Here is an 18,305-nt window from a genome sequence, read left to right on the forward strand (position 1 = left end):
CCCTGCTCAGCCTCGCAGCGCGGCGACGGCTCGGGTAACGGAGCTGCCGAGGTTCCAGCGGTCGGCGAGCGCCGCCGCAGCTGCGGCGCGGCGGTCGTCGACGGCGATGCGGTCGTCGACGGCGGGCAGATCGAGGTCGCGCGCGACGCGCACGACGGTCGGCGCCACGTCGAGGTAGTCGGCGGCGGCCAGGATCTTCGCGCGCTGCGCGGGGGTTCCCGCCGTCCCCTCCGCGGCGGCGGAGCGGATGCCGTCCAGGTCGCCGCACGCGGCGAGGAGCGCTGCCGCGGACTTCTCGCCGATGCCGGCCACGCCCGGCAGGCCGTCCGAGGGGTCGCCGCGCAAGGCGGCGAAATCGGCGTACTGATCCGCGTCGATGCCGTACCGGGACCGGACGGCCGCGTCGTCGATGACCTCGAGGTTGCTCATTCCCCGAGCGGTATAGATGACGCGGATGCCGCGGGCGTCGTCGACGAGCTGGAAGAGGTCCCGGTCTCCGGTGACGATGTCGGCGGGGCCTTCGGCCCGCGCCGCCAGGGTGCCGATCACGTCGTCGGCCTCGTGGTCTGCCGCACCGACGACGGGGATGCCGAGGCTCTCGAGCGTCTCGCGGATGAGCGGGATCTGAGCGGTGAGCGCGGCCGGCACCTCTTCGGTGTCGGGCGCCGCTTCGGCGGTCTCGACGACCCGGTGTGCCTTGTAGGTCGGGATGAGGGCGACGCGCCAGGCCGGCCGCCAGTCGTCGTCCCAGCAGGCGACGAGTCGCGTGGGCTCGTACGTCGCGACGAGCTTGGCGATCATGTCGAGGAGTCCCCTCACGGCGTTCACCGAGGTGCCGTCGTCGGCCTTCACCTTGTCGGGCACGCCGTAGAACGCGCGGAAGTACAGGGACGCGGTGTCCAGGAGCATGAGACGGTCGGACATGCCGAGCCTTTCCGACGACACGACAGGACGGCCGCCTCCGCCCATCGTACGAAGGACCGCTCGGCGCCAGAACCTAGAGTGGCGGGATGTCCTTCGGCGTCTCCTTCTCGCGCCCCTCCGCATCCGCGCCGTGCCCGTGTGGGCGAGCGGTCTTCGGTGACTGCTGCGGGCCGCTGCTCGACGGTGCGACGGCTCCGTCGGCTGAGCGCCTCATGCGGTCGAGGTACACCGCCTTCGCGGTCGGCGATGCCCGGCACCTGGCGCGCACGTGGCATCCGCGTACTCGTCCCGACGACATCGACCTCGACGACACCGAATGGGTGGGCCTGGTCATCGAGGATGCCGCGGAGGAGGGGGATGCCGCGACGGTGACGTTCCGCGCCGCCTGGCGGCGTGGGACCGAACGCGGAGAGCTCGCGGAATGCAGCCGCTTCGTGCGGCGGGCGGGGCGCTGGGTGTACGTCGACGGGGTGGTCAACCCCCCGGGGGCGTGACGCCGGGCCGCCTAGGCTCGCGTCGAATCCCCACGAGAGGACCCGCATGATCCCCGATGCCCTGCGCGATCTGCTCGAGAACCCGAACTACGGCGCCCTCGGCACCGTCCGCCCCGATGCGACGGTGCAGGTCAACCCGATGTGGTTCGAGTTCGACGGAGAGCACGTGCTCTTCACGCACACGACGACGCGCCAGAAGTACCGCAACCTCCGGGCCAACCCGTCGATGAGCCTGATGGTCTTCGACCCGGCCCAGCCGTACCGGTACATCGAGGTGCGCGGCCGCCTGGTGGACGAGGTGCCCGACCCCGAGGGGGCGTTCTACGTCCGTCTCGGCAAGCGTTATGGCAACGCTGCGCAAGAGGCCCCGGCGGATCGGGCCGACCGGGTGATTCTGAAGATGTCGGTCGAGAAGGTTGGAGGACAGTGAGATGGAACGCATCGTGATCATCGGTGGCCACGGCAAGGTGGCGCTGCATCTGGCGGGCCTGCTCGCCGAGCGCGGCGACGAGGCGGTGTCGGTCGTGCGCAATCCCGATCACCGCGCCGATGTCGAGGACGCGGGTGGTCGCCCGCTCGTGCTCGATGTCGAGAAGGCGGACGTCGACGAGATGGCCGCGGCCTTCGACGGTGCCGACGCCGTGGTGTGGTCCGCCGGCGCCGGCGGCGGTGACGCGGCACGCACCTACGCCGTCGACCGCGACGCCGCTCAGCGAGCCATGGATGCCGCGAGCCGGGCCGGCGTGCGCCGGTTCGTCATGGTGTCCTGGATCGGCTCCACCCCCGATCACGGCATCCCGGAGGACGACCCCTTCTTCGCGTACGCGGATGCCAAGCTCGCCGCCGACGACCACCTGCGCGCGAGCGACCTGGACTGGACGATTCTGGGGCCCGGCACCCTGACGCTCGATCCGCCGACCGGCCGGATCACGACGGCGCCCCAGGGGAAGGGCGAGGTCGGCCGGGCCGACGTCGCCGCGGTCGTCGCAGCGACGCTGGTGCAACCGGCGACGATCGGACGATTCATCCGATTCGGCGCGGGCGACACCCTCATCCCGGAGGCTCTCGTGGCCGAGGCGCCCGACGCGTGAACCACGCCTCGTTCTGAGCGACGCTCAGTATTCGGTGTCGTCGTCGCCGTCCTCGTCGTCCGCGACGACGATCACTCCGTCGGGGATCGGGTCACCCAGCAGCGGCTCGGCGGCGAGCGTGAGGTCGATTGTCGCGCGCAGGAGGCCGCCCATCGTCGGGGAACGGAGCAGTTCCATCTGGTCCAGTTCGCCCAGGGGAGCGATCGCGGCGATCTGCCAGGCCCGCTCCAGAGGCTCATCGGAGAGCTCAACGTCCGGGTCCCAGCGGGTGACGCCGAACTCGCGGGCGCGGCCGAGCACGCGGCGGACGATGCGCTCGGACTCCTCGAGCAGTGGCGCCAGGGCGTCGTTCCACTCCAGGTCGGGGAGGGTTCGCACGTCAGCGCGCGGGTAGGGCGCATCGTCCAGCCACTCGACGATCTCGAAGCGCTCCGCACCGCGGGCGACGATGGACATCTGGCCCGCTTGCGGAACCACGTGACTCAGGTGCGCCATGGTTCCCAGGGCGAAGCGCTGGTCGCCGCCGCCGGTTTCGGTGCCGCGCTCGATCAGGACGACGCCGAACCGCGGGTCGACCTCGTCGAGCAGCATGCCGAGCATCACGAGGTAGCGCTCCTCGAAGATGCGCAGCGCCAAGGGCGTGTGGGGGAAGAGAACTGCTCCCAACGGGAACATCGCGGTACCCATGCCCCCAGTCAACCAGGGCCAGGCGGTACCGGGGTCGCGGGCGCCGGTCAGGCCGCCTCGTCGCTCAGGCTCTCGTGGATGCGGTGCAGGTCCATCAGGAGCGATCCCACCAGCACCCAATGCTCGGTCGACGGTGTGCGGATCTCCAGCGGGCGGGTGAGGGCCGGCTCCTCCTCGTGGGGCTGCTGCGGCGTGACGGGATCGAGCGCGAAGCGCAGCCGCACGTCGTGCGCGGCGCGGTGCAGCTGCTCGGCGATCGCCCGCACCGAGGGGTCATCGACGATGGTCGACGAGTAGCCGTCGTAGACGGCGCGGGTCATTCCGATCGTCTGCGTCACGACGGGCGTAAAGCGGTCGAGCTGCGCCTGCATGTCGGCGAGGTCGGCTCGGTGGCGCGAACTGCGCGGATTGAGAGAGAGCGAGTCGGCGCCGTCGCTGATCGCGTCCGCGGCGGCGTCGCGCACCGGGCGCAACAGACGCGCCTCCAACAGCAGTCCTTCCAGCGACTGCCTGCTCTGCGGAGCTTCGAGGGCGTCGGCGAGGCGTTCGAGCGCCGCAGCCAGCTCGCGGCCCAGCACGTTCAGCTTCTCGCGCGCGGGCGGCACCAGCACGGGCGGGACGAGGACGGTGTTGACCACGATGCCGATCGCGGCGCCGATGATCGTCTCCAGCACGCGATCCAGCGCGTAGTTCGGCGTTGCGGTCCCCAGTGCCAGAACCAGGACCGAGCTGATGGCGACCTGGTTCGTGGTCCCCGGTGACATCCGAAGAGCCCACGCCACCACCAGCGACACGGCCGCCGCCAGCAGGATCACCCATGTCGGCGAACCGAGCGCGATGCCGAGCGCGGAGGCGATCAACACACCGACGATGACACCCACGCTGCGTTCCACCGCCCGCGTGAACGATTGGTTGATGCTCGGCTGCACCACGAGCACGGCGGCGATGGCGGCGAAGATGGGCGGCGGGCCGGGCACGAGCACATCGGCGACGATCCAGGCGGCGACCATGGCCACGGCGGACTTGGCGACCTGCAGGAACGGCCCCCGCCGCGGTGAACGGAACGTCAGGCTTTCGCGCGGGAGTCGCAGCGGGAGGCGCATGTGTCGAGCGTAGGCCGCCGGACCTCGAGTCGGCCGCGGACAGTGGCATCCCGCGCTGCCCGTGAGCGGAGCGAGGCGCACGATGCCGTCGCGGCCGGCATCACGTCGTCGCGCGGCCGCGGGCGGTGAGACGACGCTCGCGCATCGCCAGGAACAGGGGGAAGGTGAACGCGAAGGCCGTCAGCCCCGACAGCACGACGTACAGCCACGCGAATTTCATACCCAGGCGTCGCCCCTCCACGAGGATGAAGATGCTGCCGGCCACCGCAACCACCAGCAGATCGACGGTGATGGACGAGACCGCCGGGCCGCTGGAGACGAGGTCGCCCAGAAAGTCCACCATCTGCACGATGGCCAGGGCATTGAACGTCCAAGTCCCCACCAACCCCAGGATCGAGATCACGAGGAAGGCGAGGGCCAGCGGAGTCCAGTGCTTTCTGAGGTCAGCCATGGGCCGATCCTGGCCCGTGTGCGGCCCAGGATCCAGCCCCGCCGCGGTATCGGAGGTGCGCAGTAGCGTCGAAGAATGGATGCCACCCGCGCCTCGGCCTTGCTCGACGAGCTCGAGCGCGCCGTCGAGCGTCGGCTGCAGCACCTGACCGACGACGCCGAGAGTCTCCGTCACGATCGTGCGGACGCGACCGCCGACGACGAACACGACCCCGAAGGATCGACCTTGTCGGGGGAGTGGGCGCACGTGGACGCCCTCGCGCGCGCCGCGCGCGAAGAGCGGCGCGAGATCCGTGCGGCGCGGGAGCGCGTGGCATCCGGAACGTTCGGCGTCTGCGAGGTGTGCGGCCGGGGGATCGCGGACGCGCGGCTGGAGGCGCGTCCGACCGCGCGACGGTGCATCGCCTGCGCCGTCTGACGGCAGCGTGGCCGCGTAGGCTCGAGGGGTGGAACCGCTCCTGATCGCCCTGCTGCTGGCCAACGCCGTCTTCAATGTCGTCGTCTGGCCGCGGTTCTACCCGCGCATCGCGAATGACCCTCGGGCCCGAGACGCTGCGGGCAAGGCCACGGCGTTCCTCATCGTCCACACGGTGCTCATCGCGGTCGCCCTGCTCCTCGCTGTGGCCTCGGTCATCGGGGCGATCGCCGCGATGGTCTCCTGAGCCGCGGCTCGGGGCCTGCTGTAGAATAGATGCGCGGGTTCGCCCGCCGCACCTCGTGCATCTACCTACCGGACCGGCAAGGCGGCACCGCCCCCTGCTCCGGAGATCCTCATGCACCACCCCGCCCCGACCGTCGCGCAGCGCTCGCTGATCCACCACACGGGGTTCTGGTACTTCCCCGTCGCGTTCGTCGCGCGGCTGCCGTTCGCGATGATGACCGTCGGCGTGCTGGCGCTGGTCGTCGCGGTGCGCGGCTCCGTCGCCCTCGGCGGGCTCACCTCGGCTGCCGTCGGTATTGGCGTCGTCGTGGCGGGGCCGATCCTCGGGGATCTGGCCGACCGGTTCGGTCAGTCGCGGGTGCTCGTTCCGACGGGCCTGGCCAACGGCATCCTCCTCGCCCTGTTCCCGGTCGTCGTGGGCTCTCCCGCGACGGACGGCCTCGTGCTGGCCACCGCGGTGGCGATCGGTGTGACGGGGCCGCAGACTGCCGCGATGTCGCGAAGCCGTGTCATGGCGCTCATCGGTGCGCGCATCGCGCCCGATCGACGCGAGCGGACGTTCTCGCGCGCGATGGCCTACGAGTCGGCGGCCGACGAGACGGCCTTCGTCATCGGCCCGTTCGTCGTCGGTCTGCTCGCGGCCGTCATCGCCCCCTGGGCGCCGATCGCCGCGGCCGCCGCGCTCAGCTTCGTCTTCGTCACGGCCTTCGCCCTTCACCCGACCGGTCGTGTCGTGCCGGTGGCCTCCGCACGCGGGGCGATGGCGCCCGCCCGCGAGCTCGTGCGACCGCGCATGCTCATGCTCGTGGTGGCCGTCTTCGGCGTCGGCGCCTTCTTCGGCTCCACCCTGACGTCGTTGACGGCGTTCATGGAGGCGCGCGGCGCCCCCGAGGCGGGCGCTCTGCTGTACGGCGTCATGGGCGTCGGATCGGCGGTGCTCGCCCTCGCCGTGGTCCTGCTCCCGGCCCGGTTCTCACTGCGCTGGCGTCTGGTGGTGTTCGCTGTGCTGCTGTTCTCCTCGGCGGGCGCCTACTCGGTGGGCGGTTCGGTTCTGACGGTGACCGTCGTCCTGTGCCTCATGGGCATCGGGGTCGGACCGTCCCTGGTGACCCTGTTCAGTCTCGCCGGGCACCGCGCACCGGCCGGGCGCACCGCGACCACGATGACGCTGCTCGCTTCGGCGCTCACGTTGGCGCAGGCACTCTCTTCGGCGGTCACGGGCGCGGTGGCCGAGAGGGTGGCGGTCGAGACGGCGATGCTGTTTCCCGCCGGTGCCGCGCTCGTGGTGCTCGTGATGGCGGCGGTGAACGCGGCCCACGCGCCGCGATGGGACCGGGCGCCTCAGGCCTCGATCGGATAGCGGCGCCGCAGAATCATCCGCTGGCCGAGCGTCCACACCGTCGTCACGGTGAGGTAGAGGCCGGCGGCCAGCGGGGCCAGGAGCGCGACGATCGCCGTCGTGAAAGGCAGGATCGCGACCAGTCGTGCCGTCCACGCCGGCGTTTCCGGAACCTGCGGCGGACGCAGGAACCGGCGCGTCAGTTCGCTCGCTCCGGCGATGACGGTGACGACCGCGGCCACGAGCAGGAGAGTCGCGCCGTCCGCGGCACCAGTGGCCAGGGCCGAGAGGAGACTGGTGCCGAGGGGCACCCCGGCCAGCCGCTCGGTCAGGAGCGCGTTGGCGTGTCCGCCGACGGTGGGGTGCAGGAACACGGCGTACAGCAGCCCGACGACCGGCGCCTGGGCGAGAACGGGGAGGCACCCGGCGAACGGCGAGATCCCGGTGTCGCGGTAGAGCTGCATCGTCTCGCGCTGCAGGCGTTCGGGGTTCTTCGCCCATCGTTCCCGCAGGAGCCGGAGCCGGGGGGCCAGTCGCGCGCGATCCCGTTCGGCGCGAGCCTGAGACACGCCGACGGGGATGAGTGCCGCCCGGACCGTGAGCGTGACGAGCACGACGGCGAGAGCGGCGGCCGCAGAACCGGCCGCGGGGGAGAGGACAGCGGTCAGGGCCAGCAGGCCCTCGGTGGTGAGGTCGAGAAGAGCCGCGAGGGGCGGCAGAGCGAAGAGGTCCAAGGCGACGTCCGTTCGTGGAAGCGATCAGGGCTGATCGGCCACGCGGGGGCCCGGGCGCGCCGGCGTCGGCGCGGGGCTGGCTACGCGGCCGCGGCCGCGCGTCCGGGCGCTCGGGGTCGGGGGTGACCCGCGGCGTCAGGGTCGCTCTGTGCGAGGGGTGCGGAGGGATCGATGGGCCGCGTCGCTGTCGTGGGCGGCCGAGTCGTCGAAAGACCGAAGAACGCCATCGCGATCGCCGCGGTGAGCGCGACCGCGGCCGCCAGAGCGAGCACGAGGAGGGGCGTGGACGAGGATCCGTCCGCGGGAAGGAGGGCGATCTCGGCCGTGACGAGGAGGAGATTCACCGCGGCGAGCAGCGAGGCGATCATGTTCTCCTCACCCCCTGTCACCCGTCTATTTCCTCACCGTAGCAGGGGTGCGCTGACTACGCTGGCGGGCATGACGACTCTTGTGATCACCGTGGTGGGCGACGATCGGGCAGGACTCGTGGCATCCATCGCCGACATCGTCGACGCCCACGGGGGCAACTGGGAGACCAGTGAGATGGCGGAGCTGGCCGGCGCCTTCGCGGGGATCGTCGAGGTCTCGGTGGCGCCGGAGCGGGCCGATGATCTGCGGGGCGCTCTCGAGGCGGCCGCCGGAACTCTTCGGGTGGCGGTGCACGGTCCGGCCGGCGCGGCGCAGACCGCCACGCGTTCGGTGGTCCTCACCGTGATGGGGAACGACCGTCCCGGCATCGTCCGCGAGATCACGGGCGCGCTGCGTACCCGAGGGGCGAGCATCGAGCGGATGTCGACGCAGACGACGGATGCCGCGATGGCGGGCGGGCGACTGTTCGAGGCGACCGTGACGGCGACGCTCGCCGAGGGCGGAGAGCTCGACGAACTCGTGGAGGACGTTCAGCGTCTGGCGACCGAGATCCAGGTGGACGTCACGCTGAGCGAGTGAGGCGAGCGCGGGCGATCAGCCCGACGATCACGCGCCACCCGACGAGGAAGACCAGCAGCGTCACCGCCGCGACGATCACGAACGCCACCGCGACGCCCTGGCCGCTCACCGCGCGCAGGAGCATCCCCACCACTAGCGTCAGCCCCCACACGACCAGTCCCGTGCGCAAGGGGGCCAGGGGGCGTCGCCAGCCACGGCTGACGGCCCACCCCGCCAGTAGCCCGGTGACGAACGGCCAGGCCGTCATCAGCAGACCGGAGCCGCCCTCACCGAGGACGTCGCCGTCGTGCGTCGCCCGTCCGATCGCGGTGAACACCACGACGAGGACGACGTCGGCGAGCAGGGCGAGGAGGGCAGAGCGGCGAGAGGTCACCCTGCCATCCTGCCCGAGGCGGGTAGCGTGGGCGCGATGACGACACGTGTGCTGCTGATCGCCGACACTCACGTGCCGAAGAGGGCACGCGCTCTCCCGACGGCCGTGCGAGACGCGGCATCGCGCGCGGATGTGATCGTCCACGCCGGCGATTGGGTGGAGGAGTCGGTCCTCGACGAGCTGGAGGCTCTGGGGTCGGTACTGGGGGTGTGGGGTAACAACGACGGACCCGCACTGCGGGCCCGTCTGCCCGAGGTCGCGCGCGCCGAGATCGACGGTGTCCGCATCGCCGTCATCCATGAGACCGGGGCCGCCGCCGGACGGGAACGTCGGATGGATGCCGCCTTCCCCGACACCGATGTGCTGGTGTTCGGCCACAGCCACATCCCCTGGGACTCCACGACTCCCGCGGGACTGCGCCTGCTCAACCCGGGATCGCCCACCGACCGTCGCCGTCAGCCGGCGTGCACGATGATGCAGCTCACACTGGACGCCGGGGCGGTGCGGTCGCTCGATCTCGTCGAGGTCGAGCGCCGCTGACCGCCGACGTCACACGCGACGCGCAGCGGATGTCATCGGGCACTCGAACGGGTCGCGAGCGGCGAGGCCGACGCGGTTCAGGTACGCGATGACGATGCCGTAGGACTGCAGCAGCGTCGTCTCGACGTAGGGCACGTTCAGGGTCGCGCACTGCTCGCGCACGATCTCGCGCGCGCGGCTGAGGTACGGCCGCGGCATGTTGGGGAACAGGTGGTGCTCGATCTGGTAGTTGAGACCGCCCATGAGCCACGTCGCCCACCATCCGCCGGAGATGTTGCGCGACGTGCGGACCTGCTTGCTGAAGAAGTCCAGCTTGGCTCCGGGTGCGATGAGCGCCATGCCCTTGTGATTGGGGGCGAAGGAGGCCCCCATGTACACGCCGAAGACCGCCAGCTGCACGCCGAGGAAAGCGAAGGCCATCCCGATCGGCAGGAAGATGAACACCGGAGCGACGAAGACGGCGAAGCGCAGCGCGATCAGCCCGATCTCGGTCCAGCGTCCCTTGACCTCTCCGCGCGACAGCAGGTGGCGGATGGCCAGTGCGTGGAGGTTGAGGCCCTCGAGCGTCAAGAGTGGGAAGAACAGCCAGCCCTGTCGGAGGGTGATCCATCGGCGGAGTCCGCGAGCGGTGGCGGCATCCTCGTCGAGGAAGGAGATCGTGTCGATCTCGATGTCGGGGTCTTTGCCGACGCGGTTCGGGTTGGCGTGATGCCGAGTGTGCTTCGTGGCCCACCAGGACTGGCTCATGCCGACGATTCCGTTGCCGATCCACAGCGCCAGACGGTCGTTGGCACGTCCGGACGAGAGGATCTGCCGGTGATTGGCCTCGTGCGCGAGGAAGGCGACCTGGGTGAACAGGATGCCGAAGGCCGCGGCGATGAGGAGCTGGAACCAGCTGTCGCCGAGGAGGACGAAGCCCGTGATCGCTCCGCCGAAGCCGAGCGCGATCGCCGCGGCGACGAACGCATAGAAGACCGGGGTGCGGGCGAGCAGGCCGCTCTCACGGACGACCTGCGAGAGCTCCGTATAGGCCTTGGCGATCGGGGGGAATTCGGTGGTGCCGGAATACGTCTGTCGGACGGGACCGAGGCGGGACTCGGCGATGGTGGAGGCGATGAAGATGCTCCTCGCGATGATGACCGAAGTCGGGAGCCGGAGCGAATGCCCGGGCTATGGCCCACACTACGTCGATGCGTATGGGCCCACCGGTATACACGGGCATGCACGGGAGACTCACCGGAACCACTCATCGGATCCCCGCCGCGACGGGCCTCTCGAACGCGGCGAAGGCCGGGCGGTCGCCGAAGCGACCGACCCGGCCTTCGCTGAGGAGCGTGAGCTCAGAGGGGGCGGATGTTCGCCGCCTGCATGCCCTTGGGGCCCTGCTCGGCGTCGAATTCGACCTTCTGTGCTTCCTGCAGCTCCTTGAAGCCATTGCCCTGGATCGCGCTGAAGTGCGCGAACAGGTCGGCCGAGCCGTCGTCGGGTGCGATGAACCCGTAGCCCTTCTCGGAGTTGAACCATTTCACGGTGCCAGTGGCCATCGTGTTCTTCCTTTTTCTTTTCGGGCCGCAACTGCGACCGTGGGCGCCGCTCCGACGCATGCGGAGCGGACGGGGACGCCGCGCGACCGGGAGGGTCGTGCGAACGCGGTGGCCGTCGACGGCGGCGCGAGCCGCATCGACGGAATCATGGATGCCGAGATCTTCGCCGCGCGGACCCTGGGCTTCGAAGCCCTCGGGGACGGAGCCGACGAAACCGGCGTAGGCGGAGTCGGCCGTCGCGACGAAGACGTCGAGATCGGCCTGTCGCCACGACAGGGGCGGGGGGAGCAGAGCAGACACGCGGACTTTCCGCGACCCGGGGCCGACCGACGGGTCGATCCGAGCGGGTCGCGCGGAGATGAGGGGGGAATCGCATCGATGACGGCTCGGTGCCGCGCGCCCGGCATCTCAACGATGAGGCGGACGTCGATGAAGCAAGTCCCAGAACGAATACTCCACGGTAGCACGGATGTGTGCGCGGACCTATGGCTCCCTTTCAAGCGGCACCCCGGTGTGCACTGGGCAGATGGACTCCGACGACGCCTCCACGGACGATGAACGATGGATCGTTCTCGACGGTCGGCGATGGCGTCGCACCGATCCGGCTCTGAGCGACGACCTCGCCGCGCGACTGCGGTCACACCTCGGCCGGGCACGGGCGGCCGTGCGAACCGGCACGCGCGCGGGCGACGAGGCGGCCGTCGCGGCCGCGCGGCAGCGCGTCGGGCTGGCCAAGAACGGTCTCGGCGAGCGCGGTCCGCGGTGGTGGGAGGAGCCGGTGGACGCGAGGCTCGCGCGAGCACGCGACGCCGCGGACCGACTCGACCGGCTCGCGCCGCTCGGAGCAGAGCCCCGGCACGACGTCAACGGGTAGCCGCCGGCGGGACCGACCCTGTGGTCTGGAGGGGAAACCGGAAAGAGGAGGACCCATGTCCGACACCGTGTCCGAGCTCGACAAGCTCAACGAAATGCTCAAGAAGTTCCGCTTCGCCATGCTCACCACGCGGGCGGCGGAAGGTGATCTGCACGCGCACCCGCTGACCGTCCAGGAAACCGAATCCGATGGTGATCTCTGGTTCATCGTCGGGACGCACGCCTCCGCGGTCGAGCACGTTCGACGCGATCCCCAGGTCGGTCTGTCGTTCAGCTCGGACGGATTGTGGCTCTCGCTGGCCGGTGAGGCTCAGGTGGTCGACGATCCGGCGAAGCTCAAGGAGCTGTGGTCGACGACGGTCGAGGCGTGGTTCCCGGACGGGCCGGAGTCGCCCGGTGTGACCCTGCTGCGGGTCTCGGCTCTGAGCGGGGAGTACTGGGGGAGCGCGGGCGGTCGCATCGCCACCGCGGTGGCCCTGGTGACGTCGAAGGTCACGGGCGAGCGTCCTCGCGGAGAGAACGAGAAGTTCGACCTGCCCGACTGAGTCGAGGCGGCACGGACCGCCCCCGTGGTCACCCGCCCGACGGGTTGTCCACGGGGGCGTCGTCGTCGTCGGTGCCGTGGTCGATCTCGGGGAGGTCGGCGGTCTCGAGCTCGTCGGGCTGGTCGGCGGTGTCGGGGGTGTTGTCGGGTGTCGATGTCATGGCATCCACCCGACCAGCGCTCGCGCTTGTGCGCACCGGCCTTGTGCGAGAGCTCTCTCTGTGCAGGACGCAAGCCCCCGATCCGGGCCCGGGTGCGCTGAGACCATGACGGCATGGTTCGACCCCCTCGGCAGACGAAACCGTGCGCGTTCTGCGGCAGGCCCTTCACCGATCGCAAACGCTGGAGCGGCCGCGGCCAATGGGACGAGGTGCTGTACTGCTCTCGCGGGTGCCGGGCGGATGCCGCGCGACAGAGGCGGCGCGCATGAAGGCGGCACTGATCCTCGCCACTCAGCAGTTCGAGGAGCATCCCGCGTACGCCGACAGAGACGTGGCGGAGTTCTTCTTCATCGAGTCGGCGCCGCGCTTCGCGAAACTGCCGTATCACCGGCACAAGATCGTGCTGTTGGTTTCGGCGATGCGGCACACCGCCGCGCGGCTCGAGGCGGAGGGCCGCACGGTGCGGCGCGTCTGTCTCGGTGACGATCTGACCTTCGCGGCTGCGCTGTCACGACTGCTCACCGAGCACGGGGTCACGGAGCTGTCGTGGATGAGCGACCCCAATCGTCCGGTCGACGAGCGGATCGCGCGGATCTGCGCCGACCACGATGTCGACACCGAGATCCACTCCGACGCCCTCTTCCTGACACCGGAGGAGGAGGTGGACGAGTGGTTCGCCGATCACCCCACACCCCTCATGGAGGACTTCTATCGGTGGCAGCGCCGGCGCACCGGCATCCTGATGGACGGCCCGCGCCCCGCCGGACGTCGCTGGAACTTCGACGCCGAGAACCGCAAGCCGCTGCCGAAGAAGGGCATCGAGATCCCCCCGCTGCCGAACACGGAGCAGGACGAGATCACCGCCACCGTCATCGCCGAGGTCGATGCGCGCTTCTCGGGACACCCGGGGCGGGCGTCGGACTTCTGGCTCCCGGTCACTCCGGACGACGCGCGAGCCTGGCTCGGAGTCTTCGTCGCGCAACGTCTTGCGGATTTCGGTCGCTACGAGGACGCGATGAAGGCCGACGAGCCGTTCCTCTTCCACGCGGTGATCTCGCCGATGCTCAACATCGGACTCCTCACCGTCGACGAGGTCATCACCGCGGTCACGCGCACGCATGCCCCGTTGGCATCCGTCGAGGGGTTCGTGCGTCAGGTGATCGGCTGGCGAGAGTACATGCGCGGGATGTACCGGGCGCACCCGGAACTGGAGAAGGTGAACGCGCTGAACCTGGAACGACGCCTGGAGAAGTACTGGTACTCCGGGCGCCGGATGCCCGCAGACCTTCCCGTTCCGGTGCGCACGGTCCTCGAGCGCGTGCACCGATGGGGCTACGCGCATCACATCGAGCGGCTGATGGTGCTGGGCAACTGGTTCCTTCTTCAGGGCTATGCGCCCCGAGAGGTGAACGCCTGGTTCCTGGCGCTGTTCGTCGACGCCTACGACTGGGTCATGGTGCCCAACGTCATGGGGATGAGTCAGTACGCCGATGGCGGCTTCGTCGCGACCAAACCCTACGTCTCGGGCGGGGCGTATCTGCAGAAGATGGGGTCCTGGTGGCCCTCGGCCCAGGATGCCAAGGATTCGGTGTTCACCGATGCGTACTGGGCGTTCCTCGAGGAGCACGAAGACGTCCTCGCGGGCAACCATCGGCTGTCCCTCGCGCTCGCGCAGATGCGCAAACGGAGGGACGCCGACGGCTCTAGCTCTTGAGCTTGCGCAGCGCCGAGCCCTTGTGCGCCGCGGTGGCGTCGGTCTTCTCCGACTTCACGATGTACGCGGGGTCGTCCTCCGAGGCGGTGAACTTCTGTCCGTCGTGCTGGAAGTCCTTGGTCTTCTTCTCCACGACCTCGCCCTGGGTGCGGCCCTGCGAGGTGTCCCAGCTGACGCGGTCGCCCTTGGACAGATCCTTCGACATGGTGTGTTCCTCTCGTTCGGTCCCGCCATGCTCGCGAGCCGTCGGCGGTCGCTGCGGGGGATTGACAGACGCCGGACCGTAGGCGCTCGGGCCGGGATGCGCAACTGCTCGCCCGCGCGCGAAGGCCCGCGTAGCGTCGCACGCACCCCCACCGCGATGACAGGAGCGTCATGACCGAGCCCACCACCGCCAACAACGGAGCCCCCGTCGCCAGCGACGAGCACTCCCAGAGCGTCGGAGCCGATGGCTCCATCGCCCTCACCGACCACTACCTGATCGAGAAGCTGGCGCAGTTCAACCGGGAGCGTGTCCCGGAGCGCGTCGTCCACGCGAAAGGCGGTGGTGCGTTCGGCACGTTCCGCACCACCGGCGACGTCTCCGCCTACACGCGGGCGGCGCTGTTCCAGCCCGGCGTCGAGACCGAGATGCTCGCGCGGTTCTCGTCGGTCGCCGGTGAACAGGGCAGCCCCGACACCTGGCGCGACCCCCGCGGCTTCTCGTTGAAGTTCTACACGAGCGAGGGCAACTACGATCTCGTCGGCAACAACACCCCGGTGTTCTTCGTCAAGGACGGGATCAAGTTCCCGGACTTCATTCGTTCGCAGAAGCGCCTGCCCGGCAGCCACCTGCGGGACAACACGATGCAGTGGGACTTCTGGACCCTCTCGCCCGAGAGCGCGCACCAGGTGACCTGGCTCATGGGCGACCGCGGCATCCCGGCCTCGTGGCGGCACATGAACGGGTACGGGTCGCACACCTACCAGTGGATCAACGCGGACGGCGAGCGTTTCTGGGTGAAGTACCACTTCCACACCGACCAGGGCCACAAGACGCTGACCCAGGACGAGGCCGACCAGATCGCCGGCCAGGACGCCGACTTCCACATCCGCGACCTGTACGCCGCGATCGAGCGTCAAGAGTTCCCCACGTGGACGCTCAAGGTGCAGATCATGCCGTACGAGGATGCCAAGACCTACCGTTTCAACCCGTTCGATCTGACGAAGGTGTGGCCGCACAGCGACTACCCCGAGATCGAGGTCGGCACGATGGAGCTCAACCGCAACCCGGGCAACTACTTCGCCGAGATCGAACAGGCGGCGTTCGAGCCGTCGAACTTCGTTCCCGGGATCGACGGGAGCCCCGACAAGATGCTGCAGGCGCGCATCTTCAGCTACGCCGACGCGCACCGCTACCGCGTGGGCACCAACTACCAGCAGCTCCCGGTGAACCGTCCGCGCACAGAGGTGCACTCCTACTCGAAGGAGGGCGCCATGCGTTACGAGTACAACCCGCCGGAGGTACCCGTGTATGCGCCGAACTCGGTCGGTGGTCCCGCGGCCGATCCTCGTCGCGCGGGCGACGGCGGGTGGCAGAGCGACGGTGAGCTCGTGCGTTCGGCGGCGACGCTGCACCCCGAGGACGACGACTTCGGCCAGGCCGGAACACTCGTGCGCGAGGTGATGTCCGCGGCGGAGCGCGACCGTCTCGTCGAGACGATCGCCGGTCACGTCGGTGGCGTGACGCGCGCCGACGTCCGTGCGCGGGCGGTTCAGTACTGGAAGAACGTGGATGCCGAGGTCGGCTCGCGCGTCGAGGCGGCGCTGCCGCCGTTGGAGGGTTCGTCGTCCCCGGGGGAGCAGCTCAGCGAGCCCAACCCCGATGGCGATCTCGTGGGGCGCGACGTCGCCGGCCGCATCTGAGGCGACCACGGGGCGACCGCGCGGTCACAGTGCCGCGCGATCGCCCCGTGTCAGCCGGACGCGGGAGGCGAGGATGCCGACCACGAGCGCTCCCAGGCCGCCCGCGACCATGTCGCCGATGGTGTCGTCGTACGTGACGAAGATGCTGTCGGTGATGAAGCGATAGCCGAACCATTCGACCATCTCCCACACGGCGCTCAGCGCGAGCCCCGCCGTCGTCGCCACGACGATCGGCGTCCGTCGGCGGCCGGTGCGCGGCACGACGCCGGAATCGTCGAGGACGACGAGCGCCACGGCCGCCAGAACGCCGGTGCAGGCGGCGTGCACGACCAGATCCCAGCCCGTCCACGACCGGTAAAGGTCGAGCACGTTGCTGCCGGCCGCCACAATCACCGTCACGCACGTGAGCAGGTCCAGTCCCGCGCGCAGGCCCAGCATGCGAGAGAGCATGACCGCCGGCAGCGCCATGGAGAGCACCGCAGTATCGGTGGCGGGAAGAACGAACAGCGACACCAGCACGAGGAGGATCGCGGCGGCGCGCACGGCATCCGCGGTCCATTCCGCAGCCGTGCGCGGAGGTCGCTTCAGGTTCGCGTAGAGCGCGCCGATCATCGCTCTCCCGCCGACGGGATCCGTACGACCGCCTGGACGGGGAGGTGATCGGAGGGCCAACTCGTCCCCGTGGGCCGCGGGTCGATGCCGACGGCTCGCACGCCGACATCGGGCGTCGCCAGGATCGCATCGATGCGGCGCGCGCCGAGTTTCGCTCGACGGTAGTTGTTGAAGGTGCCCCACTCCGCCGTCCGGCGCACCGGCGCATAAGACCACGTGTCGATGAGGCGTCCGCCGGTGAACATCGCGGCCAGCTCCCCCGAGCGAACCGGGGCGTTGACGTCGGCGGTGAACAGCACGGGCAGGCTCTCCCCGGCCACGACCTCCGCCAACCACCGTGCCGATCGCCGACGGGCGCGCGCGGAGAAGGCGTCGAAATGACTGTTGATGAACACGAACGGCGCGCCCGTGGCGAGGTCACGCAGACGCGCGGTCACGGCGATTCGCGGGATGGTGTTGCCCCACCCCGTGGACCCGTCCACCGCGGGGGTGCCCGACAGGGCGACCTGCGTCCAATCCATGAGCTCGAGGCGATCGCGGTCGTAGAAGATCGGGGTGCCCTCGCCGCCGCGGTCCCGCCCGCGGCCCAGGCCGACCCGCCCGTACGACGAGCCCAGCGAGTCCTGCACCCAGCGCGCCTGGTCCGGCAACGCCTCCTGCGACCCGAGGACGTGGGGCCTGTTCGCACCCAGGAACACGCGCAGCCGTTGTTTCCGAAGGGCCCACCGGTCCTCGGGAGGCCAGGTGATCCGTTCGAACCGACGACGGATGTTGAAACTCATCACGTGCAGATCGGGCGCTTCGACGTTCGGGAACAGCACCGCGCCCATCAGCGGGCACGGCCCAGTCGTCGCGCCCACCGCAGCGGCGGGATCTCGCGCGGCCAGTGCGCGAACACCGTCCCCATGCCGCGCGAAAAGCTCGTGGCGAACCGGCGCGGCCGAACCGTGCGCGAGGAGACGCGCATCTGCTGGCGTCCGGCGACAATGCGGATGCGGTGGCGCTCGCCCAGGTGGAACGCCAGATCGAGATCGTCGTGCAGGTCGGGGTCCAAGTGAACCTGGTCGCGGACGCTCACCCACGCGCGGCGGCGGAAGGCCATGTTCGACCCCCACAGCGGGGCGTGGCCCAGCGCCGGGAACGCGAAGGCGGTGTAGGTGCCCAGGAACGCCCACGCCAGGGGACGACGCTGTGCTTCGGGACCGTCATGGAAGACGGCGCCGGCGGTGACGGCATCCACCGCCGGATCGGCGAGCGCCTCCACCATGCTGGCGATCCACCCCGGCGCCGGCAGACTGTCGGCGTCGAGCCGGAGGATGAGGTCGCCGCGCGCGGCGTCGTAGCCTGCGGCGGCCGCAGCGGGGATGCCGCGCTCGCCGCAGAACACCACGCGGGCGCCCGCGTCCCGGGCGACGTCGCCGCTGTCGTCGGTCGAGGCGTTGTCGACCACGACGATCTCATCCGCGGGGCGGTGCTGTGCGGCGAGCGCCTCGAGGCACGCGGCAAGGGGGACGGCGTCGTCGCGGACGGGGATGACGACCGAGACGGTGGGCTCTATGGGCACGGAACCTCCAGGGAAGCGGTCCTGCCACGCTATCGAGGCCCGTG

The 18,305-nt window shown here is 70.1% G+C and carries 27 protein-coding genes; 13 read left to right on the forward strand and 14 right to left on the reverse strand.

Annotated features, from left to right (window positions below; all coding sequences use genetic code 11):
• Positions 1-6: 6 nt before the first annotated feature.
• Positions 7-924 carry a 5'-3' exonuclease gene (locus P5G46_RS14750; RefSeq protein ID WP_408905961.1) on the reverse strand — a complete coding sequence of 306 codons (918 nt, stop codon included), beginning with the start codon at positions 922-924 and terminating at the stop codon, positions 7-9.
• An 86-nt stretch (positions 925-1,010) separates the two neighbouring features.
• On the opposite strand from P5G46_RS14750, the gene P5G46_RS14755 reads away from it, so the two are divergent.
• The 3 genes from P5G46_RS14755 to P5G46_RS14765 are packed head-to-tail and all read left to right on the forward strand — an operon-like array spanning position 1,011 to position 2,509.
• A complete protein-coding gene (locus P5G46_RS14755; protein ID WP_408905962.1) occupies positions 1,011-1,418 on the forward strand; it encodes a YchJ family protein in 408 nt (135 codons plus the stop codon).
• Between the two features lie 46 nt (positions 1,419-1,464).
• A complete protein-coding gene (locus P5G46_RS14760; protein WP_239276486.1) occupies positions 1,465-1,848 on the forward strand; it encodes a PPOX class F420-dependent oxidoreductase in 384 nt (127 codons plus the stop codon).
• A 1-nt stretch (position 1,849) separates the two neighbouring features.
• Entirely contained in the window at positions 1,850-2,509 is a 660-nt protein-coding gene (locus P5G46_RS14765; RefSeq protein WP_239276487.1) for an SDR family oxidoreductase, read from the forward strand.
• Between the two features lie 24 nt (positions 2,510-2,533).
• Here P5G46_RS14765 and P5G46_RS14770 read toward each other — a convergent pair whose 3' ends face one another.
• The 3 genes from P5G46_RS14770 to P5G46_RS14780 form a co-directional block, all read right to left on the reverse strand.
• On the reverse strand, positions 2,534-3,196 hold the full coding sequence (locus tag P5G46_RS14770) for an LON peptidase substrate-binding domain-containing protein (protein ID WP_239276488.1): 663 nt from the start codon (positions 3,194-3,196) through the stop codon (positions 2,534-2,536).
• A gap of 47 nt (positions 3,197-3,243) precedes the next feature.
• Positions 3,244-4,299 (reverse strand): FUSC family protein, encoded by a 1,056-nt coding sequence (locus P5G46_RS14775; protein WP_408905963.1) that lies wholly within the window; start codon positions 4,297-4,299, stop codon positions 3,244-3,246.
• A gap of 100 nt (positions 4,300-4,399) precedes the next feature.
• The gene (locus P5G46_RS14780; protein ID WP_408905964.1) at positions 4,400-4,750 is read right to left on the reverse strand and encodes a DUF2834 domain-containing protein; all 351 of its coding nucleotides are present in this window, start codon (positions 4,748-4,750) and stop codon (positions 4,400-4,402) included.
• Between the two features lie 75 nt (positions 4,751-4,825).
• Here P5G46_RS14780 and P5G46_RS14785 point away from each other — a divergent pair, with 75 nt between their 5' ends.
• The 3 genes from P5G46_RS14785 to P5G46_RS14795 all read left to right on the forward strand — a co-directional run bounded on the left by P5G46_RS14785 (position 4,826) and on the right by P5G46_RS14795 (position 6,770).
• Complete coding sequence (locus P5G46_RS14785; RefSeq protein WP_239276493.1) at positions 4,826-5,167, forward strand: TraR/DksA family transcriptional regulator; 342 nt, start codon at positions 4,826-4,828, stop codon at positions 5,165-5,167.
• A gap of 28 nt (positions 5,168-5,195) precedes the next feature.
• Entirely contained in the window at positions 5,196-5,411 is a 216-nt protein-coding gene (locus tag P5G46_RS14790; protein WP_239276495.1) for an SCO4848 family membrane protein, read from the forward strand.
• 111 nt (positions 5,412-5,522) lie between these two features.
• Complete coding sequence (locus P5G46_RS14795) at positions 5,523-6,770, forward strand: MFS transporter (RefSeq protein ID WP_375096003.1); 1,248 nt, start codon at positions 5,523-5,525, stop codon at positions 6,768-6,770.
• Here P5G46_RS14795 and yidC read toward each other — a convergent pair.
• The gene (gene yidC / locus P5G46_RS14800; RefSeq protein ID WP_408905965.1) at positions 6,752-7,483 is read right to left on the reverse strand and encodes a membrane protein insertase YidC; all 732 of its coding nucleotides are present in this window, start codon (positions 7,481-7,483) and stop codon (positions 6,752-6,754) included. The genes P5G46_RS14795 and yidC overlap by 19 nt on opposite strands.
• An 80-nt stretch (positions 7,484-7,563) precedes the next feature.
• Positions 7,564-7,851: a DUF6412 domain-containing protein gene (locus tag P5G46_RS14805; RefSeq protein ID WP_239276498.1), complete on the reverse strand. Its 288-nt coding sequence runs from the start codon at positions 7,849-7,851 to the stop codon at positions 7,564-7,566.
• A gap of 70 nt (positions 7,852-7,921) precedes the next feature.
• Between P5G46_RS14805 and P5G46_RS14810 the strand changes: the two genes are divergently transcribed.
• Entirely contained in the window at positions 7,922-8,431 is a 510-nt protein-coding gene (locus tag P5G46_RS14810; protein ID WP_239276499.1) for a glycine cleavage system transcriptional repressor, read from the forward strand.
• On the opposite strand, the gene P5G46_RS14815 is transcribed toward P5G46_RS14810, so the two are convergent.
• Positions 8,415-8,804 carry a DUF3054 domain-containing protein gene (locus P5G46_RS14815; RefSeq protein ID WP_239276500.1) on the reverse strand — a complete coding sequence of 130 codons (390 nt, stop codon included), beginning with the start codon at positions 8,802-8,804 and terminating at the stop codon, positions 8,415-8,417. The two genes, P5G46_RS14810 and P5G46_RS14815, sit on opposite strands and share 17 nt — an antisense overlap.
• A gap of 36 nt (positions 8,805-8,840) precedes the next feature.
• On the opposite strand from P5G46_RS14815, the gene P5G46_RS14820 reads away from it, so the two are divergent.
• Complete coding sequence (locus P5G46_RS14820; RefSeq protein ID WP_239276501.1) at positions 8,841-9,344, forward strand: metallophosphoesterase family protein; 504 nt, start codon at positions 8,841-8,843, stop codon at positions 9,342-9,344.
• Positions 9,345-9,353: 9 nt separating this feature from the next.
• Here the strand turns inward: P5G46_RS14820 and P5G46_RS14825 are convergent, their stop codons facing one another.
• Both P5G46_RS14825 and P5G46_RS14830 read right to left on the reverse strand, forming a co-directional pair.
• On the reverse strand, positions 9,354-10,466 hold the full coding sequence (locus P5G46_RS14825) for a fatty acid desaturase family protein (RefSeq protein WP_408905981.1): 1,113 nt from the start codon (positions 10,464-10,466) through the stop codon (positions 9,354-9,356).
• Positions 10,467-10,684: 218 nt separating this feature from the next.
• Positions 10,685-10,888, reverse strand: coding sequence for a cold-shock protein (locus P5G46_RS14830; protein ID WP_026095524.1), 204 nt, complete (start codon positions 10,886-10,888; stop codon positions 10,685-10,687).
• 526 nt (positions 10,889-11,414) lie between these two features.
• On the opposite strand from P5G46_RS14830, the gene P5G46_RS14835 reads away from it, so the two are divergent.
• Positions 11,415-11,762: a biopolymer transporter Tol gene (locus tag P5G46_RS14835; protein WP_239276502.1), complete on the forward strand. Its 348-nt coding sequence runs from the start codon at positions 11,415-11,417 to the stop codon at positions 11,760-11,762.
• A 55-nt stretch (positions 11,763-11,817) separates the two neighbouring features.
• Positions 11,818-12,306 carry a pyridoxamine 5'-phosphate oxidase family protein gene (locus P5G46_RS14840; RefSeq protein WP_239276503.1) on the forward strand — a complete coding sequence of 163 codons (489 nt, stop codon included), beginning with the start codon at positions 11,818-11,820 and terminating at the stop codon, positions 12,304-12,306.
• A gap of 28 nt (positions 12,307-12,334) precedes the next feature.
• Here P5G46_RS14840 and P5G46_RS14845 read toward each other — a convergent pair whose 3' ends face one another.
• Positions 12,335-12,466: a hypothetical protein gene (locus P5G46_RS14845; protein WP_275438246.1), complete on the reverse strand. Its 132-nt coding sequence runs from the start codon at positions 12,464-12,466 to the stop codon at positions 12,335-12,337.
• Between the two features lie 113 nt (positions 12,467-12,579).
• Between P5G46_RS14845 and P5G46_RS14850 the strand changes: the two genes are divergently transcribed.
• Together P5G46_RS14850 and P5G46_RS14855 are read left to right on the forward strand one after the other, a co-directional pair.
• Positions 12,580-12,735 carry a DUF2256 domain-containing protein gene (locus P5G46_RS14850; protein WP_374204596.1) on the forward strand — a complete coding sequence of 52 codons (156 nt, stop codon included), beginning with the start codon at positions 12,580-12,582 and terminating at the stop codon, positions 12,733-12,735.
• Positions 12,732-14,180: a cryptochrome/photolyase family protein gene (locus tag P5G46_RS14855; RefSeq protein ID WP_408905966.1), complete on the forward strand. Its 1,449-nt coding sequence runs from the start codon at positions 12,732-12,734 to the stop codon at positions 14,178-14,180. The genes P5G46_RS14850 and P5G46_RS14855 overlap by 4 nt, the downstream gene beginning before the upstream one ends.
• On the opposite strand, the gene P5G46_RS14860 is transcribed toward P5G46_RS14855, so the two are convergent.
• Positions 14,170-14,385, reverse strand: coding sequence for a hypervirulence associated TUDOR domain-containing protein (locus tag P5G46_RS14860; RefSeq protein WP_239276505.1), 216 nt, complete (start codon positions 14,383-14,385; stop codon positions 14,170-14,172). The genes P5G46_RS14855 and P5G46_RS14860 overlap by 11 nt on opposite strands.
• 170 nt (positions 14,386-14,555) lie before the next feature.
• Here P5G46_RS14860 and P5G46_RS14865 point away from each other — a divergent pair, with 170 nt between their 5' ends.
• Positions 14,556-16,085, forward strand: a complete 1,530-nt coding sequence (locus P5G46_RS14865; RefSeq protein ID WP_239276506.1) for a catalase — start codon at positions 14,556-14,558, stop codon at positions 16,083-16,085.
• 24 nt (positions 16,086-16,109) lie between these two features.
• Here P5G46_RS14865 and P5G46_RS14870 read toward each other — a convergent pair whose 3' ends face one another.
• From P5G46_RS14870 to P5G46_RS14880, 3 genes are read right to left on the reverse strand one after another with little or no spacing between them, the layout of a single operon-like run.
• A complete protein-coding gene (locus P5G46_RS14870; protein ID WP_239276507.1) occupies positions 16,110-16,697 on the reverse strand; it encodes a DUF2238 domain-containing protein in 588 nt (195 codons plus the stop codon).
• A complete protein-coding gene (locus tag P5G46_RS14875) occupies positions 16,694-17,518 on the reverse strand; it encodes an endonuclease/exonuclease/phosphatase family protein (RefSeq protein WP_408905967.1) in 825 nt (274 codons plus the stop codon). Before P5G46_RS14875 ends, P5G46_RS14870 begins: the two co-directional genes overlap by 4 nt.
• Before the next feature lie 8 nt (positions 17,519-17,526).
• Positions 17,527-18,261 (reverse strand): glycosyltransferase family 2 protein, encoded by a 735-nt coding sequence (locus P5G46_RS14880; RefSeq protein WP_408905968.1) that lies wholly within the window; start codon positions 18,259-18,261, stop codon positions 17,527-17,529.
• Between the last annotated feature and the right edge of the window lie 44 nt (positions 18,262-18,305).

The organism is Microbacterium mcarthurae (assembly GCF_046064585.1).
GTDB classification, from domain to species: domain Bacteria; phylum Actinomycetota; class Actinomycetes; order Actinomycetales; family Microbacteriaceae; genus Microbacterium; species Microbacterium mcarthurae.

What these genes read in the sequence shown, in the direction of transcription:
- P5G46_RS14870 (WP_239276507.1), bottom strand. Translation starts at nt 16,697, where the DNA reads ATGATCGGCGCGCTCTACGCGAACCTGAAGCGACCTCCGCGCACGGCT.
- P5G46_RS14765 (WP_239276487.1), top strand. Translation starts at nt 1,850, where the DNA reads ATGGAACGCATCGTGATCATCGGTGGCCACGGCAAGGTGGCGCTGCAT.
- P5G46_RS14755 (WP_408905962.1), top strand. Translation starts at nt 1,011, where the DNA reads ATGTCCTTCGGCGTCTCCTTCTCGCGCCCCTCCGCATCCGCGCCGTGC.
- P5G46_RS14805 (WP_239276498.1), bottom strand. Translation starts at nt 7,851, where the DNA reads ATGATCGCCTCGCTGCTCGCCGCGGTGAATCTCCTCCTCGTCACGGCC.
- P5G46_RS14810 (WP_239276499.1), top strand. Translation starts at nt 7,922, where the DNA reads ATGACGACTCTTGTGATCACCGTGGTGGGCGACGATCGGGCAGGACTC.
- P5G46_RS14770 (WP_239276488.1), bottom strand. Translation starts at nt 3,196, where the DNA reads ATGGGTACCGCGATGTTCCCGTTGGGAGCAGTTCTCTTCCCCCACACG.
- P5G46_RS14845 (WP_275438246.1), bottom strand. Translation starts at nt 12,466, where the DNA reads ATGACATCGACACCCGACAACACCCCCGACACCGCCGACCAGCCCGAC.
- P5G46_RS14840 (WP_239276503.1), top strand. Translation starts at nt 11,818, where the DNA reads ATGTCCGACACCGTGTCCGAGCTCGACAAGCTCAACGAAATGCTCAAG.
- P5G46_RS14860 (WP_239276505.1), bottom strand. Translation starts at nt 14,385, where the DNA reads ATGTCGAAGGATCTGTCCAAGGGCGACCGCGTCAGCTGGGACACCTCG.
- P5G46_RS14785 (WP_239276493.1), top strand. Translation starts at nt 4,826, where the DNA reads ATGGATGCCACCCGCGCCTCGGCCTTGCTCGACGAGCTCGAGCGCGCC.
- P5G46_RS14835 (WP_239276502.1), top strand. Translation starts at nt 11,415, where the DNA reads ATGGACTCCGACGACGCCTCCACGGACGATGAACGATGGATCGTTCTC.
- P5G46_RS14850 (WP_374204596.1), top strand. Translation starts at nt 12,580, where the DNA reads ATGGTTCGACCCCCTCGGCAGACGAAACCGTGCGCGTTCTGCGGCAGG.
- P5G46_RS14750 (WP_408905961.1), bottom strand. Translation starts at nt 924, where the DNA reads ATGTCCGACCGTCTCATGCTCCTGGACACCGCGTCCCTGTACTTCCGC.
- P5G46_RS14795 (WP_375096003.1), top strand. Translation starts at nt 5,523, where the DNA reads ATGCACCACCCCGCCCCGACCGTCGCGCAGCGCTCGCTGATCCACCAC.
- P5G46_RS14865 (WP_239276506.1), top strand. Translation starts at nt 14,556, where the DNA reads ATGACCGAGCCCACCACCGCCAACAACGGAGCCCCCGTCGCCAGCGAC.
- P5G46_RS14820 (WP_239276501.1), top strand. Translation starts at nt 8,841, where the DNA reads ATGACGACACGTGTGCTGCTGATCGCCGACACTCACGTGCCGAAGAGG.
- P5G46_RS14830 (WP_026095524.1), bottom strand. Translation starts at nt 10,888, where the DNA reads ATGGCCACTGGCACCGTGAAATGGTTCAACTCCGAGAAGGGCTACGGG.
- P5G46_RS14760 (WP_239276486.1), top strand. Translation starts at nt 1,465, where the DNA reads ATGATCCCCGATGCCCTGCGCGATCTGCTCGAGAACCCGAACTACGGC.
- P5G46_RS14780 (WP_408905964.1), bottom strand. Translation starts at nt 4,750, where the DNA reads ATGGCTGACCTCAGAAAGCACTGGACTCCGCTGGCCCTCGCCTTCCTC.
- P5G46_RS14855 (WP_408905966.1), top strand. Translation starts at nt 12,732, where the DNA reads ATGAAGGCGGCACTGATCCTCGCCACTCAGCAGTTCGAGGAGCATCCC.
- P5G46_RS14775 (WP_408905963.1), bottom strand. Translation starts at nt 4,299, where the DNA reads ATGCGCCTCCCGCTGCGACTCCCGCGCGAAAGCCTGACGTTCCGTTCA.